The organism is Alistipes ihumii AP11, from assembly GCF_025144665.1.
Lineage (GTDB): Bacteria > Bacteroidota > Bacteroidia > Bacteroidales > Rikenellaceae > Alistipes_A > Alistipes_A ihumii.
Map to the genome: position 1 here is coordinate 968178 of NZ_CP102294.1, position 15000 is coordinate 983177.

At 61.0% G+C, this 15000-nt stretch carries 9 protein-coding genes and 1 tRNA gene; 4 read left to right on the forward strand and 6 right to left on the reverse strand.

The genetic code is table 11. The features are described 5' to 3' along the window. The first annotated feature begins 24 nt into the window (after nucleotides 1-24). Both NQ491_RS03840 and NQ491_RS03845 read left to right on the forward strand, forming a co-directional pair. On the forward strand, nucleotides 25-765 hold the full coding sequence (locus tag NQ491_RS03840; RefSeq protein ID WP_019244631.1) for a nucleotidyltransferase family protein: 741 nt from the start codon (nucleotides 25-27) through the stop codon (nucleotides 763-765). A gap of 2 nt (nucleotides 766-767) precedes the next feature. Further along, nucleotides 768-1250: a D-glycero-alpha-D-manno-heptose-1,7-bisphosphate 7-phosphatase gene (locus NQ491_RS03845; RefSeq protein WP_019244630.1), complete on the forward strand. Its 483-nt coding sequence runs from the start codon at nucleotides 768-770 to the stop codon at nucleotides 1248-1250. Nucleotides 1251-1461: 211 nt separating this feature from the next. Here the strand turns inward: NQ491_RS03845 and NQ491_RS03850 are convergent, their stop codons facing one another. The 5 genes from NQ491_RS03850 to NQ491_RS03870 all read right to left on the reverse strand — a co-directional run bounded on the left by NQ491_RS03850 (nucleotide 1462) and on the right by NQ491_RS03870 (nucleotide 6993). Further along, nucleotides 1462-2331 (reverse strand): DUF3078 domain-containing protein, encoded by an 870-nt coding sequence (locus NQ491_RS03850; RefSeq protein ID WP_019244629.1) that lies wholly within the window; start codon nucleotides 2329-2331, stop codon nucleotides 1462-1464. A gap of 557 nt (nucleotides 2332-2888) precedes the next feature. Beyond that, nucleotides 2889-4151, reverse strand: coding sequence for an Nramp family divalent metal transporter (locus tag NQ491_RS03855; protein ID WP_019244628.1), 1263 nt, complete (start codon nucleotides 4149-4151; stop codon nucleotides 2889-2891). Nucleotides 4152-4322: 171 nt separating this feature from the next. Next, a complete protein-coding gene (locus tag NQ491_RS03860) occupies nucleotides 4323-4997 on the reverse strand; it encodes an MgtC/SapB family protein (RefSeq protein ID WP_019244627.1) in 675 nt (224 codons plus the stop codon). A 913-nt stretch (nucleotides 4998-5910) separates the two neighbouring features. Beyond that, nucleotides 5911-5982 (reverse strand) — tRNA-Glu (locus NQ491_RS03865). Nucleotides 5983-6123: 141 nt separating this feature from the next. Then, nucleotides 6124-6993, reverse strand: a complete 870-nt coding sequence (locus tag NQ491_RS03870; protein ID WP_232423170.1) for an RluA family pseudouridine synthase — start codon at nucleotides 6991-6993, stop codon at nucleotides 6124-6126. A 415-nt stretch (nucleotides 6994-7408) separates the two neighbouring features. Here NQ491_RS03870 and NQ491_RS03875 point away from each other — a divergent pair, with 415 nt between their 5' ends. Together NQ491_RS03875 and NQ491_RS03880 are read left to right on the forward strand one after the other, a co-directional pair. Next, nucleotides 7409-9646 (forward strand): glycosyl hydrolase, encoded by a 2238-nt coding sequence (locus NQ491_RS03875; RefSeq protein ID WP_019244625.1) that lies wholly within the window; start codon nucleotides 7409-7411, stop codon nucleotides 9644-9646. Nucleotides 9647-9914: 268 nt separating this feature from the next. After that, entirely contained in the window at nucleotides 9915-10562 is a 648-nt protein-coding gene (locus NQ491_RS03880) for a hypothetical protein (RefSeq protein WP_019244624.1), read from the forward strand. A 995-nt stretch (nucleotides 10563-11557) separates the two neighbouring features. Here the strand turns inward: NQ491_RS03880 and NQ491_RS03885 are convergent. Beyond that, nucleotides 11558-14977, reverse strand: a complete 3420-nt coding sequence (locus NQ491_RS03885; RefSeq protein ID WP_019244623.1) for a family 16 glycoside hydrolase — start codon at nucleotides 14975-14977, stop codon at nucleotides 11558-11560. Between the last annotated feature and the right edge of the window lie 23 nt (nucleotides 14978-15000).

The window sequence follows — 15000 nt, forward strand, 5'->3', positions numbered from 1 at the left end:
GACGCACGAACCATTTACGAACGCATGAACGACACACACGCAAACGCCCGCCCGGCAACCGTCGCAGATACGACCTGCATCGTTCTGGCCGGCGGCCTCGGAACACGCCTGCGGGATACGATAGGTCCCGTCCCCAAATGTATGGCCCCCGTATGCGGCCGGCCTTTCCTCGATTATCTGCTGCGCCGCCTCCACCGGAACGGATTCCGGAAAATCGTATTGTCGCTGGGCTACCTGCACGAGCAGGTCGAGACATGGGTCGAAAGGGAGAAACCGGACTTCGACTTCGATTTCTCGGTCGAGCGTCAGCCGCTGGGCACAGGAGGCGCTATCGCGCTGGCCATGACCCGCGTGCGGACCCCTCAGGCGCTGATCCTCAACGGCGATACTTTCTTCGACATGAACACCGACGCGTTTCTGGCGTCGCATGCGTCGGCCGGCACTCCGATGAGCATCGCGCTCAAGCCGATGCGCGACTTCGACCGCTACGGCAACGTCCGGCTCGATGCGGACGGACGCGTCGAAGCGTTCGAGGAAAAGCGGCATTGCGCCGAAGGGACGATCAGCGCGGGATGCTATCTGCTCCGCCGAGACAGCGGAGTGCTCGACGGCCTCCCCGAGCGGTTCTCGTTCGAGACGGACGTGCTCCAGCCGCTCGCCGGCCGGGGACTCGTCCACGGCTACACGGACAACGGCTATTTCATCGATATCGGAGTTCCCGAAGACTACGAGCGGGCCAACCGGGAATTGTGCAAGCTATTCTGACAATGGGAAGATTCGACGACGAAGCGTTCGACACGCTGTTTCTGGACCGGGACGGAGTCATCAACCGTCTTCGGCCGAACGATTACGTCAAAAACTGGGAGGAGTTCGAGTTCATGCCGGGCATGCTCGACCGTCTGGCCCGCTGGAGCGGACGGTTCCGGCGCATTCTGGTCGTCACGAACCAGCGGGGCGTCGGCAAGGGAATCATGAGCCTCGACGATCTGAATCGCATACACGACCGGATGATCGAAGAAATCGAGCACCACGGCGGCAGGATAGACCGCGTCTACTTCTGCACGGCTCTCTCGCCCGACGATCCGAACCGCAAGCCGCAGACGGGCATGGCGCAGCAGGCCCGCATCGACTTTCCCGACATCGATTTCGCCCGCTCGCTGATGATCGGCGACAGCGAATCGGACCGGCAGTTCGCCCGCAACGCCGGCATGGCCTTTCTGCCGGCCGAAGAGATAGACCGCTTCGGATAGATACCGACGCACTCCGCTTTCCTTGCAGCGACCGGCGCGGACCGCCGGCGGACCGGAAACGACTTTCCCCCTCCGGAAACGGCCGAGGCCGAAAGCCGAAGCGAACGACCCGAAGCATGGGGCCCCGATCCGGCAAGGGCTATGCAGGGACTAACCGGCACTCAACCCGGGGCCGAGCCCCGGAAACGGAACGCCACCGCGAGCGCCGGACTCAGAAAGCCGCCTGAAGACCGATGCCGAGCGCCTCCTTGAACTGGATGCGAGCGCCCTGGCGCCCGTCTTTCTGAAGTATCTTCGTATCGTCGTCGTAGATCAGGTTCAGATTCAGATTGGCCGCGAACCACTTATTGATCTTCATGTTGATCTGCGTATCCCAGCGTACGTCGACGTTCTGCGGCTTGTCGAGATAGTTCGAGTAGAAATCGACCCGCGAATAGAGCGTCATGTTCGGCAGGAACTCGTAATTGAATTCCAGCTTCAGATTGCCGCCGAACTCGGACAGCAGCCTTTTGCCGGGATCGACGCCGTAGGCCCCCTCGGCCGACAGCCGCGAACTGGTGACGAACGTTCCGCGCCATGTGGCCGGAGTGAACGTCATCGTGAACCATTTCTTCGGCATCCACGTCACGCCCGCGCCGATCATCAGATAGCCCGGCGCCATGAAACGCGAGATGTAGTCGCGCGGGTCGGAGTTGTAGTCGTAGCCGTTGGCGAACTGCGTGTTGAAATTCAGCAGAGCGCTGGCATACCACGCCCGGGCGATCCGGTAGCCGTAAACCGACGAGAGATAAATCTTGTCGTTCGTCTTGCGCATCCCGTTCGAGGAGGTGTTGTTGAGCCCGTAGGCCAGCTCGAGCCGGTTCTGCCACAGATGGCGCTCGCGCCTGTACACGAGATCGTAATTCAGCAATACGTCGAACGCGACGCTTCCGTCGCCGCCGGCAGCCCAGTTGCTCAGGCTCACCTGCGAAAGATTGAGGCCGGCGACGCCCTTGCCCGTCCATGTCGTGTCGGATATTTCCTGAGCTGCGGCGGATGTCGCGGCACACAGCGACACGATCCAGATAATCGTTCTTTTCATACGCGGAGAATCGGTTAGAAGACGGGCCGAAGCCCGCCGCCAGACTGTCAGCACAATTCATGCCGCGATTGCACAGCGAGGTATGCGACAGACATTTACCCCGGACCGGTACAGACTTTCGGCTCCTGCGAAAGAGCGCATCCCGCTCAACAGACGGGCGCAGGCTCCCGATCCGTCAACCCGGCGGAGAAAGGGCAGAAACAGCCGCAAGTCGTCTTGACCATTCCGCCGTCGACAACCGCTCATCGCGCCATCACGGTCGTCGACGGTATCCGAGCGTGTCTGCGGAACGGCTGCATAAGCCGGCCCGCAGACGCTCTCGCCTATTATCCCGGCGACGAAGCACAGAGACCGCCTCGGGCGAGCCGCGCGGCGGATACCGATTCCGGTCTGGCCGGAACGGCACGGAACGACTTTCGTCCGACGCGCATCGGACCAAGCAGGACCCGACGGCTTCCGGCCGAAGCATGACGCAAAGTCCCTCGGCGAACTATCGCGGGACAAGCCGGGGAAACGGGCGCGCAGAAATCTTATTCCAGCACGAAAACCTCCGAAAATCAGAAAAAGCTAACGAACAGCATGACGTTCAGCCATGTCACGAGAGCGCCGACGGCGTAAAGCAACCACTTGGTCGAGCGCGAATTGCGGAATTTTCCCATCACCTTCTCCGAGGAAGTCAGGCGAACCTGCAGGAAAACGGTGAACGGGAGCTGAATGCTGAGCGCCATCTGAGAATAGATCAGTCCTTTGAACGGATCGGAAATCACGATGATGACGACGAAAGCCGCCACCAGCGAGAGCGCTACGCCGAAGCGCGAGTGCGGGTCCTTCCTGTCATAGGGCTCCCGAAACATTCCGGCGAAGATCGTTCCGGCGGCCATGCCCGAAGTGATCGTCGAGGCGATACCGGCCAAAAGCAACGCTACGGCGAAAACGACCGTCGCATGACTACCGAGCAGCGGACGCAGCAACGAGTCGGCCTGCTGCAATTCCGAAACCGGAGTCCGCGAGACGAAAAACGTCGCGGCCGCGAGCAGGATCATCGCGCTGTTGATCGCCCAGCCGACGAGCATCGAAAAAATCGTATCGACGTACTCGTAACGCAACTGTCTGCGGATCGTACGCTCGTCGCTCAGATTCCATTTCCGGCTCTGAATCACCTCGGAATGCAGGAACAGATTGTGCGGCATCACGACGGCCCCGAGCACGCTCATGACGATTACCATAGAGCCTTCGGGGAACGACGGCGTCACCCATGCGACCGCCGCCGCAGGCCAGTCGATCGTCACGAGCGACAGCTCGTAGATGAACGACAGCCCGATAATCGAGACGAAGGCGATGATCCACTTTTCGATCAGTCGGTAGCTGTTCGTAAAAAGCATGATCAGCACGAAGGCGAGCACCAGCGCCGCCCCGATCCGGACCGGAACTCCGAACAGCATCTGCAACGCGATAGCTCCGCCCAGCAGCTCGGCCAGCGACGTCGAGACCGAAGCCAGCATGGCCGTCAGCAGAATCGGCTTCGAATAGCGGGGACGCAGATGGACCGAGGCCGCCTCGGCCAGGCAAAGTCCTGTCGCGATACCCAAGTGGGCTACGTTATGCTGCAATACGATCAGCATGACCGTCGACAGCGTGACCATCCACAGCAGCGCGTAACCGTACTCGGCCCCGGCGGCCAGATTCGACGCCCAGTTGCCGGGATCGATGAAACCGACGGTCACGAGCAATCCCGGCCCGATATATTTGAATATTTCCAACCCGCCCGAGACGGGATGATGCCTGCGGCGGTCGAGAAACCGCCCGATCCAACGATTCATAAACGATTGTTAAAAGAACGGATTGCACGGATAGCGGCGAACGGCATGTCCCGCATTCGTCCGACGAGCGTATCCCGACGGCGGTCCGGAACTCGCCGGCCGACTTTCCGGCGGAGTTTTCACGGAGCGCCCTCAGGCAAAATCTTCGCCCATTCGCCCCGAAGGAGCAGCCTACTCCATCAATTCCAGCATCGTGTCCGGCAACGACTGGATAAACTCGAACAACGATCGCTCGTCGCTCTGCTTGCGGATGCGGACCACCAGCGTGACCCGATAGAGCGTATGTCCGTCGCGCTCCTCTTCCCGGGTCGTGTAGCTGATTACGCGATGCCCCCGCCGGAGTACCTCTCCGGAAATCTTCTTCAGCTCCTCGCGCGAGGCGGTGGAAAACGCGAACAGCGCGTTGCGAATCCCGACGCTTTTGAAAAGCAGCGTCAGGATCTCCAGCCCGAAAAGCGTCAGCACGGTCGCGCAAACGCTTACCCAGTACATACCCCCGCCTACGGCCAGCCCGATGCCAGCCGTAGCCCAAAGGCCGGCCGCCGTCGTCAGTCCCCGGACGACCTGCTTCTGGAAAATGATGGTTCCCGCCCCCAGAAAGCCTATGCCGCTGACGACCTGAGCCGCTACGCGGCTCGGATCGAGCTTCACGTCGGCTCCCGCAAGCACGCCGGAGAATCCGTATTGAGAAACGATCATAAACAGCGCGCTGCCCAGCGCGACCAGAAAATGCGTGCGGAAACCGGCCTCTTTGGCCCGGTACTCGCGGTCGAGTCCGATGACGGCGCCCAAAACGCCGGCCAGCAACAGCCGCCATGCGAAATCCCAAAACATGCCTCCGATCATATGATATCCGCTTATCGTGCAAATGTAAAAAATCGGGCCGGAATATCCAATCGCTCCGCCCTCTGAAACAGTCCTCTGGCGAGGGTACGATCCCTAAACGGAAGAAGTCCGGCCCCGGACGGCCGAAGCGTCAGGATTTCGCGACGAAAAGCGACGGCAAGCTCCGGTCCGACTCGCGCAAAAAGAAACCGGAGCCGGCCGTGAGCGAGCGGGTATCGGGGCCGAACGGATTTCCGCCCGCGGATCGCCCATTCAGGCATTGTCACCGATGTCGGACACAAGGCATCCGACGCGGCGGCCGGATAGCGGCCGAATACGACCCGTTCGGATACTCCGCGCCCGTCGTCGAACACAGGGATAAGACAAGAAGCCGAATGCGTCGCGAACGCTGTCCCGCCCGAAAATTCGCTCGAAGCGTCATTGCCCGAGGCAGACGGCAGCGACCTTCGCACGGACATCCGGCCGGCCGTCGCCCGACGGTCGCCCTCGGTCCGCCCGCACGGAATCCGCTCGCGTCAGAACGATTTTCAAATAACCGCCCCCCATCCGGCCGAGCGATAAGATATATCAACAAGAGTCTCCTGCCGAGAACCGAAGCGCCGAACGGAACCTCGTCCGGCAGCGAACCGCCCGACAGACAGGTCCGACGGCATCGGCGAAACAAATGCGGCAGCCAAGCCGAACCTCGCAGCAAAAACCGGCGCACCGCGCAAGAAAGGTCCGTCCGGCGAGGAAGTCTCCGGCAGCCGGCAACGGACAACAGGAATCCTATCGTGGCGGACAGATACCCGATCGGCCCGGCACCGCCTTTCCACGCATCTTCATCGAAGTTTTCGCTTTCCATGGCAGACCGGTCGCCTCGTACGTCCCGGGGACAAACGAAAAAGCCGACGCGTTTTGCGTCGGCTCACCGTACTGCATACAGGAATCGAACCAGTATTTGTAGACTGAGAATCTACCGTCCTAACCGTTAGACGAATGCAGCATGAATTCGGTGCAAAGGTAGACATTATTTCGAATAATCCAAAAAATCGCTCCATTTTTTTCATCCGACCGGAACGATTTTCAAAAATTCCGCAATCGGGCGCAACTCGTCGTTCCTCATAAACACGGTCCGGAAAGCGTTTCACTTCACGATCCGCCCGAAAGCGGCCGGAACGGGCGACGAAAAATCGAGCTCGCGCCCCGTCACCGGATGCACGAAACAGAGCCTGCTCGCATGCAGCGCCACCCGACCCGCCGGATCGCCGTGCGCTCCGTACTTGCGGTCGCCCGCCACCGGATGCCCTATGTATTCCATGTGCGCTCGTATCTGGTTTTTCTTGCCCGTCTCGAGCTCCAGCTCCACCAGCGAAAAGCCGTCCCGGAAACGGAGCACCCGATAGCGCGTAACGGCCCGCTCCCCGGCCGAGCGGTCCTTGGTCACAAACACCTTATATCCCTTGCTTTCGGCCAAATAAGTCGATACGGTTCCGCTCTTCTTGTCGAACGCGCCCTCCACGACGGCCACGTAAGTGCGGCGACGGACCGTTTCGCTCCATGTCCTCTGCATGAGCGACTGGACCCGCTCGCTTTTGGCGAACACCAACAGGCCCGACGTGGCGCGGTCCAGCCGGTGGACGACGAATATCCGGTTGGCCGGGTCGCTCCGCTTGACGTGCTCGCTCAGGATATAGTAGGCCGTACGGGTCCGTTCGCGCTGCGTACCGACCGACAGCAAGCCGCTCCGCTTGTCGGCCACGATCAGCCACTCGTCCTCGTAAACGATCCGCAGCATCGGATGCCGCAGCGGCTCGACCCGCCGCCCCGGGAAAACGGCCACCTCGTCCCCCGGCGAAAGCGCATGATCGAACCGGGCAACGATCCGACCGTTCACCTCCACCTGATTGTGAGACAGATACGATTTGACGGTCGTCCGGCTGCAGGAACGGCAAGCCTCGAGCAGAAACGGCAGCAACGGGCTCTCTCTGCTGACGCGAAAACTTTTAGGGGACATGGCATATCGGTTTAAGGTCCGCCTCGGCATGCGGCCCGTAAAGGTAGCGTTTCGCGGCGAAATAAAAAACCCGTCGCCGGGCCGGATTCCGGCCGCGCTTTCGGCCGTACCGGTTTCCGACGCCAGAAACAGGCTTTCCCGCATCGTGCCGCCATGAGCGGGTCTGCCGATCGACCCCGAACGCAACCCGACCGAGGCCGCAGAACCAACGGGCGGTCTTCTCCGCCCGCGACAGAAAACGGTCCGATGGACCGGAGAAAGGCGGACAGGGTGCCCCTGTCCGCCGTGCCGCTTTGCGGAGACCGATCCGTCTTCCGCCGAAGAAGACGCAACAAAAATCGGAACGATCCGGTCATAAATCGGAACATGGAACGGATTCCTTTTCGTTTTTTTGTTAAAAGCAAATTCATCGACCATGAAACCGATCTCGCTGACGGGGTTCACACTCTGTCTGACGCTATCGCTCGCCGCGCAGGACAGACAAGAGTTCCGAAACCCCTCCGCCCACTACCGGCCCAAGCCGCTCTGGTTCTGGAACGATACGCGCATCACGCGCGAGGGCATCGACGAACAGATGGCCGGCTTCGTACGCCGGTGCGGCTACGGAGGTTTCTCGATCCTGCCTTTCGGGCCCCGGCTCGCCCCCGAATACCTGAGCGGCGACTATTTCGAACTGTACCGGCATACCGCCCGGAAGGCCGCCGAACTGGGCGTCACGCTGTCGTTGTATGACGAATACGGATTTCCGAGCGGCAGCGGCGGGTGGGTCAACGCCGACGGCGTTCCGCGCTTTGCGAACCGATACCCCGATCTGACGCTCAAGCGGCTCGACAAGATCGAGGAGGAGCTGGACGGCGGCGCGGTCTACGACCGTCCTCTCAGCGACGCGGGCACGCTGATGGCCGTCGTCGCGATGGAGACCTCCGACAAACGTCGGATCGACCTGTCGGACCGGATCGCCGACGGACGGATCGTCTGGCAAGTCCCGGACGGACGCTGGAAAGTGATGCAGTTCGTCTGCGTCGAAGACCCGGACCGAAACATGGACTATCTGAGCGCGGATGCGGCGCGGGCCTACATCGAAATGACGCACGAAGCCTACTACGGACGGATGCCCGAGGAGTTCGGGACGACGATCACCGGCACGTTCTTCGACGAGCCGACGCTATATCGTGCCGAAGGACGCTGCTGGACTCCTTCGTTCAACGACGACTTCGTCCGCGCGTACGGCAGCAGCCCGACGCTGCTCTACCCCGCCCTGTGGTACGATATCGGTCCCGAAACGGCTTCGGCCCGGAACGCGATGTTCTCGCTGCGGGCCGAGCTGTACGCGGCGGCCTATCCCAAGCTCGTCAGCGAGTGGAGCCGGTCGCACGGAACGCTGGCCACCGGACATCAGGACAACGAGGAGCGCGAGAATCCGGTCGGCACGTCGGCCGACCTGATGAAGTGTTTCAAATACCAAGACATTCCCGGCATCGACAAGATCGGCGGCGACCGGCCGGCCGAGCGGTTCTACAAGGTAGTCAGTTCGGCGGCCGTCAACTGGGACCGCTCGCTCGCGATGTCGGAAACCTACGGAGCCATGGGCAACATCCCTTGGGACACGATCTACCGCATCGCGCAGGACCAGTACGCCAAGGGAATCAACATGCTGATCCCGCACGCCGTCTGGTACGACGACCGGAACGTGACGTTCCTGCCCGAGCTGTCGCACCGTAACCCGCTGTACCGCGACGGGCTGTACGAGTTCAACACGTTTCTCGGCCGGCTGAACGTCCTGCTGCAAAACGACGCGCGGCTGGCGACGGACATCGCCGTACTCTATCCGATCGAGACGATGCAGGCCGGCCACCGGTTCGACGGCCCGCTGGCCGCCTACGAAGGCGGAGTCCGCGTGCCGGACATGGATTACGTGCAAGTAGGTTGCCGGCTGACCGACCGGCTCGGGCGCGACTTCATCTATCTGCACCCCGAAGTGCTCGCGAGCAAGCGGACGAGCGTCGCGAAGCGGCGCCTTCTGCTGGAAGGCGAGCATCAGCCCCAGTCGCTGCGCACGCTGGTCGTGCCGTCGTCGGAGGTAGTCAGCGCCGAAGGACTCGCAAAGATCGAGGCGTTCTTCGACGCCGGCGGGCAAGTAATCTTCACAACGCGGCTCCCAGCCCGCTCGTCCGAACCGGGGCGCGATGCCGAAGTGGCGGAGAGAATCGGCCGGATGCTGCCCGAGGCGTCGCGGCAACCGGACGGCTCGATCGTCCGCCGCAATCGGCAGGGAGGCACGGTCCGCTTCATTCCTTCGCCGTCGGTCGAAGCGCTGGCCGAGGCGCTGGAAATACCCGGCGAGGCCCCGGACATCGGCTTCGCCGCCGGAGCCGTCCCGCTTCGCTGCATGCACAAGGTGCTCGACGGAAGGGACATTTACTATCTGGCCAACCTGTCGGACTCGGTTTTCGACTCGACCGTCGCGCTACGCGGGAAAAAACGGCTCGAGATATGGGACCCGCATACGGGCGAGATCGCCTCGGCCGATTCCGAGCCCGGCCGCACGAGCCGGGACCGCACGACGGAAGTCCGACTGCGTATCGAACCGAACCGCTCGCTGTTTCTGGTAGAGAAAATCCGATCGAATCAACATACCTCAACGAAAAACTAACTGCATTCCTACCCAACCACCAACCCAAACTTACACTCTGTCGTCCCCTTCGGGGACCGGCCCGGCAAATCTCTCATGCCGGGCCGTTTTTATCGGCGAACGGATCGGATGCACGTGCCGAAAGCTGCCTGAGACACAACCGCATTTCGCAACCTTAAGATACCGTCGGACCGATCCTCCATCATTCCATCGGTCGAAAATATCCGACCGTCAGGTCCGTTATCGCCCCCAAACGCTATTTTTGAACGAGACCTAAAACGGAACGGCTATGAAACGTATCGTATTCGGACTCCTTTTTTCGGTCGTAGCGTCGGTCGCGGCCGGACAATGCCGGCTGGAGCCGGCCGAAGACATCGCGCAGTCCTCGCCGAGCGCCTGCAAGACCTATTACGACAACGTGTTCGCGCTGCTTTTCGGCGGCTTCTCCGAAAAGCCCGAAGCAAGGTACGCTTCGCTGCCGTCTTTCACCGAAGAATACGCTTTTTCGTTGGAGAAGGACAAAAAGGGATACCGCATCGTCTCGACCACTCTCACGGCCAACTATCGGTATGCAACGCGGCGGAAGAGCGTAAAGGCCCAGGTCAGCAAAAAACACATTTCGGAAAGCATGGCCGTCTCCCTGCGCGAACTGTTCCGGCTTTTGATCCGACAGATCGAAGAACCCTCCCCTGATGAAGCGCACCGGGGATTGAACGGAACGACCCACTTTTTCGCAAGCACGGACAACGAGGGGAAAACGGCCGTCGGCGAAACATGGTCGCCCGAACCCGCCTCGGCGCTCGGCAGACTCGTCGGCATCTGCAACGATCCGCATGCTGTCGGCAACCGGTCGACCGGCGGACGACACGACCGGACAGGGGAGGAATTGCTCGGACGAATCCGCACGCTGACGAGCGACCTTTCCGGCAACGAGTGACTCGTTTCGGGCACGTTCCCGCATATCGTGCGAGCAGGCCGTTGTCGCAACACTGCAGAGGTTCCGCTTCCGGCAAAGCGACGGCAAGAAGCCGAATTCATCGGCGCAATCGGATGAGGCCCCCGAAAAGCAAGCCGCCCGCGCGCCCGAACCAAATGTCCGAGATCGCATCCGCCCCGCGCCGGGCAGCTACGACCGGACATGCAAAACTTCACCGATGCGCGCGACAAGCCGCTCAATCAGGATTCCATCCGGACTGCAACCGTTCTCCGGCCGCCGGCCGCAATATCCGAATCAAAGAGTTGAAGTAAACCCTGTCTTTTTCCGATTGTCAGATTCCTGCCGGACGCCACGAGCGCCCGGCAGGATTTTTTCGAAACTTCCGGCGAAATCGGGACTCCGGACCGGGCCCGGACCGAACGCCCCTCCGCTCTCTCCGGTCCCAAGCCTGCCCGCGAGGCTCCGACAAGCGCGTACCGGTCGCGGAAACATGGGTAAAGCCCAACGGGGAAGTACGTATCCAAAGGACTTCGCCGTACCGGCCGTATGATTATCAACACATTCGGCTTTCCGAAGCGAAATCTCCTACGGCGCGGAAAACGCGAGGCAGGATCGACTCGGAATGCGCGACAGGTAGTCACGGGCATGATCGGCGGATGTAAGAATTCCGCCCGGTTTATGCTTTACTGTCCGTACCGGCCTTCGCGTTCCCGACATGTCCGGTTTTCCCGTATGGAGTCCCCTACGACGCAAGGGACTCCATGCAGCCTAATCGGATACGCAACCTGCGGTCGCAAATCGCGACTAACAGATATCGGAAATCCAAAGACGAGCATACGGCCACGGAAGCATATAATTGCCTAATTCCGGACGCGAACACTCGGCATACTAAAGTATCCGACTACCTCCACGCTCCTTTGCCGAAGGTATCGAAAAAATCCTGCCGGGCGCTCTTGGCGTCCGGCAGGAATCTGACAATCGGAAAAAGACAGGGTTTACTTCAACTCTTTGATTCGGATATTGCGGAAACGCACTTCCGAACCGTGACCGAGGAATCCGATATGGCCTTTCTTGTTCTGAAGGCCCGGATGATCGCGGTGGTCGAGCGTGCCGTTCTTGCTCGCCTCGGCGATATTGCCCTCGGTGATGACCGTACCGTTGAGCGTCACGCGAATGTCGTCGCCCTTGATCCATATCTCCTGAGTGTTCCACTCGCCGACCGGCTTCAGGAAACCGCGTTTGGCCGCGATCACTCCGTAAACCGACCCGTGATACTGGTACTTCTCGAGCTGGCTGTAAATCGGAGCTTCGTTATCGAGAACCTGAATTTCCATACCCACATAGGCCGCGTCGCCCTCGAGCGGGGTACGGATACCGATTCCGTTGTTGGCCCCCTCGGTCAGCTGGAACTCGAACCGCAGCACGAAGTCGCCGAACTCCTCCTTCGTATAGAGGTTTCCGCCGCCGCCGTTGCCCGGATAGAGCGCGATCGCTCCGTTCTCGGACACGTAGTCGCGCGTGTTTCCGATCCAGCCGTGCATGTTCGTACCGTCGTACAGCAATCGGAAGCCCTCTTTCTGCTCCTCGGCCGACAGCTTCGTCGGTTCGATCTGCGGAAGTTCGTTGATATACAGGTTGCGGAAGTAGACTTTCGTCCCGTGAGCCTGCAACTCGATCTGTTCGATCGGGAAAATCGGCTGGCTGCGGTCCCAGAAATTCTCGAGCATCACGTTATCGACGACTTTCTGCCCGTTCAGAACGACAGTCACGCGGTCGCCGACCATCTTGATGTAGAACGTATTCCAATCGCCCAGCTTGTTGTCGGCCACGCTCGTCGGCTTGCTCGGGTTCTCCGTGTTGTTGTAAAGACCGCCCGAGCCGACCTCGGCGCCTACGTTGCGGCGCGAAGTGTCCCATATCTGCACCTGAGGCGTGCCGCGCAGATAAATGCCTGCGTCGCCCTCCTGCCCCTCGGCGTCGAGCTTCCAGTCGACGTACATCTCGAAATCACGGTAGAGCTTCTCCGTACAGATATTGTCGAAGCCTTGCCCGACGTACACGAGCATGCCGTTATCGACCTTCCAGTCGCGGTGCATCGCCTCGTCGGACACAGCCTGTTTTTTCGCCAGCTCGGCAGGCTTCATCTTCGCACGCGCGATCGGGTCTTCGACCAGACCTTTCCAGCCGCTGAGATCCTTGCCGTTGAACATCGACACATACCCGCCGTTCTTAGGCAGCGAGGCAAGGTGCTTGTTCACCGCCTCCCGATGATAGCCGCTGTCGGCGCTCTGATCGGCATCGCAGGCCTTTTTCAGCAGATTCTCCACCACCGGGCCGTAATACTCGGTATGAGCGAGCGCCGTATTCTGAACGGCCATTGCGGCAGCCTGACGGACCGCTCCGTCCGGATCGTCGAGATACCTGCCAGCCAAAATCAGGCCTTGGAACGTTTTGTTCTGCTCCACCTTACCCAGAACGATCGCCCTCAGTCGGGCCGCCATTTCGGGCCCGATCGCCGGATTCGAGGCCAAAACGTCCAACGCGCCGGAGAGCATCAGCACCTTATTCTCCGCCGTAGCGCCGGACTGTGCCGCCAACTCGATGTAACGGCCGAGCGCATCGACGGCATAGCGTGCCTCCGATCCGGAAGCGATCCCCAGCAGCCGATCGGCGGCAGCCATTCCCTGCACGTTCAGCAGCGCGCGGAACGCATCGTCTTTCTGGGAAGGCGTTCCGTCCGAGAAGCCCTCGGAAATGATATCGACGGCCTCGGGAACGCCTGCTTCGGCCAGCACGCTGTAATACAGAGACTTTTTGGACTCGTTCGTCTTCATGCGCGACGCGATGGCTGCGGCTTTGTCCGAGACCGGCATATTCTTCATCGCCACGGCTACGGCATGCTGCACGGCAGCGGCATTGGCGTCCGACGCCGAACTCATGCCCTCGAGCAGCGAGTACAGCGCAGGCAGGTCCTTATCCGTCACCACGCCTGCCAGCGCGTCGGAGGCGGCCTTCGCCACAGTCGGATTCAGGTCCCCGGCAGCCTTGAGCACGCCACCCGCCCGGGAAGTCGCCCCGCGACGGCCCAGCAGCTCGAGCGCAGCGACCCGTCCCTGTACGCTGCCGTTCTCGGCAACCGGAGCGACAACGGCATCTATATTGCCTTTATAGGAGGCAAGACAAGCTTCCGCCACAGCAATCCGGGCGGCATCCTCACCACCCAGCACGGCAGCCAGCGCAGCCGGAACCTCCATGCCTCCGATCCTCGTAGCGGCCCACATCGCGGCCGCGCTCAACTCGGCATCCGCATCATTGAAACGATCCAGTACCGCAGGAAGCGCCTGAGCGGCTTTTCGGCATCCGAAATAAGCGATCAGATCGGTCTGAGCGGCCGCATCTTTCGACTTGGTCAGAACCGGGATCAACGCCTCGTACAACGCCGCATCGGCATACGGGCGGGTCGCATCGAGCACGGCATTGCGATAAGCTCTGTTCGTATCCTTCATTGCCTTGACGACAAATGCGGTCGTCGTCTTTCCGGGCTGCGAAGCCAGAATGCGCGCAGCCGCGATCCTGCTCTGCTCGGCACCGGCCGCCGTCGCCTTTTTGAGCAGTCGGTTAGCTTCCGCGCCGGCTTCCTTCGTCCGGCCGTCGGCATACAGTTTCGCTATCAGCTGCGAATAGGCCTCCGTCGCATTGGTCGGCTCGCCCGTATACTGCGCCTTCTCGGCCGCTGCACGCAAGGCAGGCAGCGAAGCGGACGTACCTATCTTCGACAAAGCGTAATACGCCTCTTTATCGAGCGTGTCGTCGCTGCCGAGCCAGGAAAGCAAGACTTGTTCGATTTCAGGCGAAGCCACCGCAGCGTCGCCAACGGCATGCGCCAAGGCCACGCGATCGCCCTCGCCGGTCTTCACGGCCCCGGCAATCGCCTGTTTCGCTTTCGGCGTGCCGATCGAAGCGAGCGCTACGAGCGCAGGCGAGCCCAAACGCTTATCGGACACCCGCGCGGCCAGTGCGTCGACGCTCTCGTCGCCACCTGCCTGCTGAAGCAGGCGGATATAGAAAGCGGCTATTTCCGGATCGTCGCTCCCGTCGAGCCCGCGAACGATTCCCTCGGCGAATACCTTCCGGTCGGCTTCATGTCCCGAACTGACGAACGCAGCCCAGCCCGAGAGCGCATAAGCGACCGGTACATTATTCGTTCCGTCGAACATCGACACGAGCATGTCGACGCCCTGCGAACCCGTCGAAAGCAGATCGCCCATCAGTCGGTTATACTCGGCCGGGTCGGGAGCGGGCATCAGTCCGAGCGCGTCGGACACTTTGGTTTTCCATGTGCGGTTCGGCGCCGCCTGCCCCATCGCCTGAACGGCCATCGCCACGCAGGCCAGTATCAAAACTATCTTTCTCATTTTCTTTTCATCGGTTTAAGGTT

Excerpts from the sequence above, each read along its gene's own strand:
- NQ491_RS03855 (WP_019244628.1), bottom strand. The coding sequence starts at position 4,151 with ATGAATCGTTGGATCGGGCGGTTTCTCGACCGCCGCAGGCATCATCCC.
- NQ491_RS03860 (WP_019244627.1), bottom strand. The coding sequence starts at position 4,997 with ATGATCGGAGGCATGTTTTGGGATTTCGCATGGCGGCTGTTGCTGGCC.
- NQ491_RS03845 (WP_019244630.1), top strand. The coding sequence starts at position 768 with ATGGGAAGATTCGACGACGAAGCGTTCGACACGCTGTTTCTGGACCGG.
- NQ491_RS03880 (WP_019244624.1), top strand. The coding sequence starts at position 9,915 with ATGAAACGTATCGTATTCGGACTCCTTTTTTCGGTCGTAGCGTCGGTC.
- NQ491_RS03875 (WP_019244625.1), top strand. The coding sequence starts at position 7,409 with ATGAAACCGATCTCGCTGACGGGGTTCACACTCTGTCTGACGCTATCG.
- NQ491_RS03840 (WP_019244631.1), top strand. The coding sequence starts at position 25 with ATGAACGACACACACGCAAACGCCCGCCCGGCAACCGTCGCAGATACG.
- NQ491_RS03885 (WP_019244623.1), bottom strand. The coding sequence starts at position 14,977 with ATGAGAAAGATAGTTTTGATACTGGCCTGCGTGGCGATGGCCGTTCAG.
- NQ491_RS03870 (WP_232423170.1), bottom strand. The coding sequence starts at position 6,993 with ATGTCCCCTAAAAGTTTTCGCGTCAGCAGAGAGAGCCCGTTGCTGCCG.
- NQ491_RS03850 (WP_019244629.1), bottom strand. The coding sequence starts at position 2,331 with ATGAAAAGAACGATTATCTGGATCGTGTCGCTGTGTGCCGCGACATCC.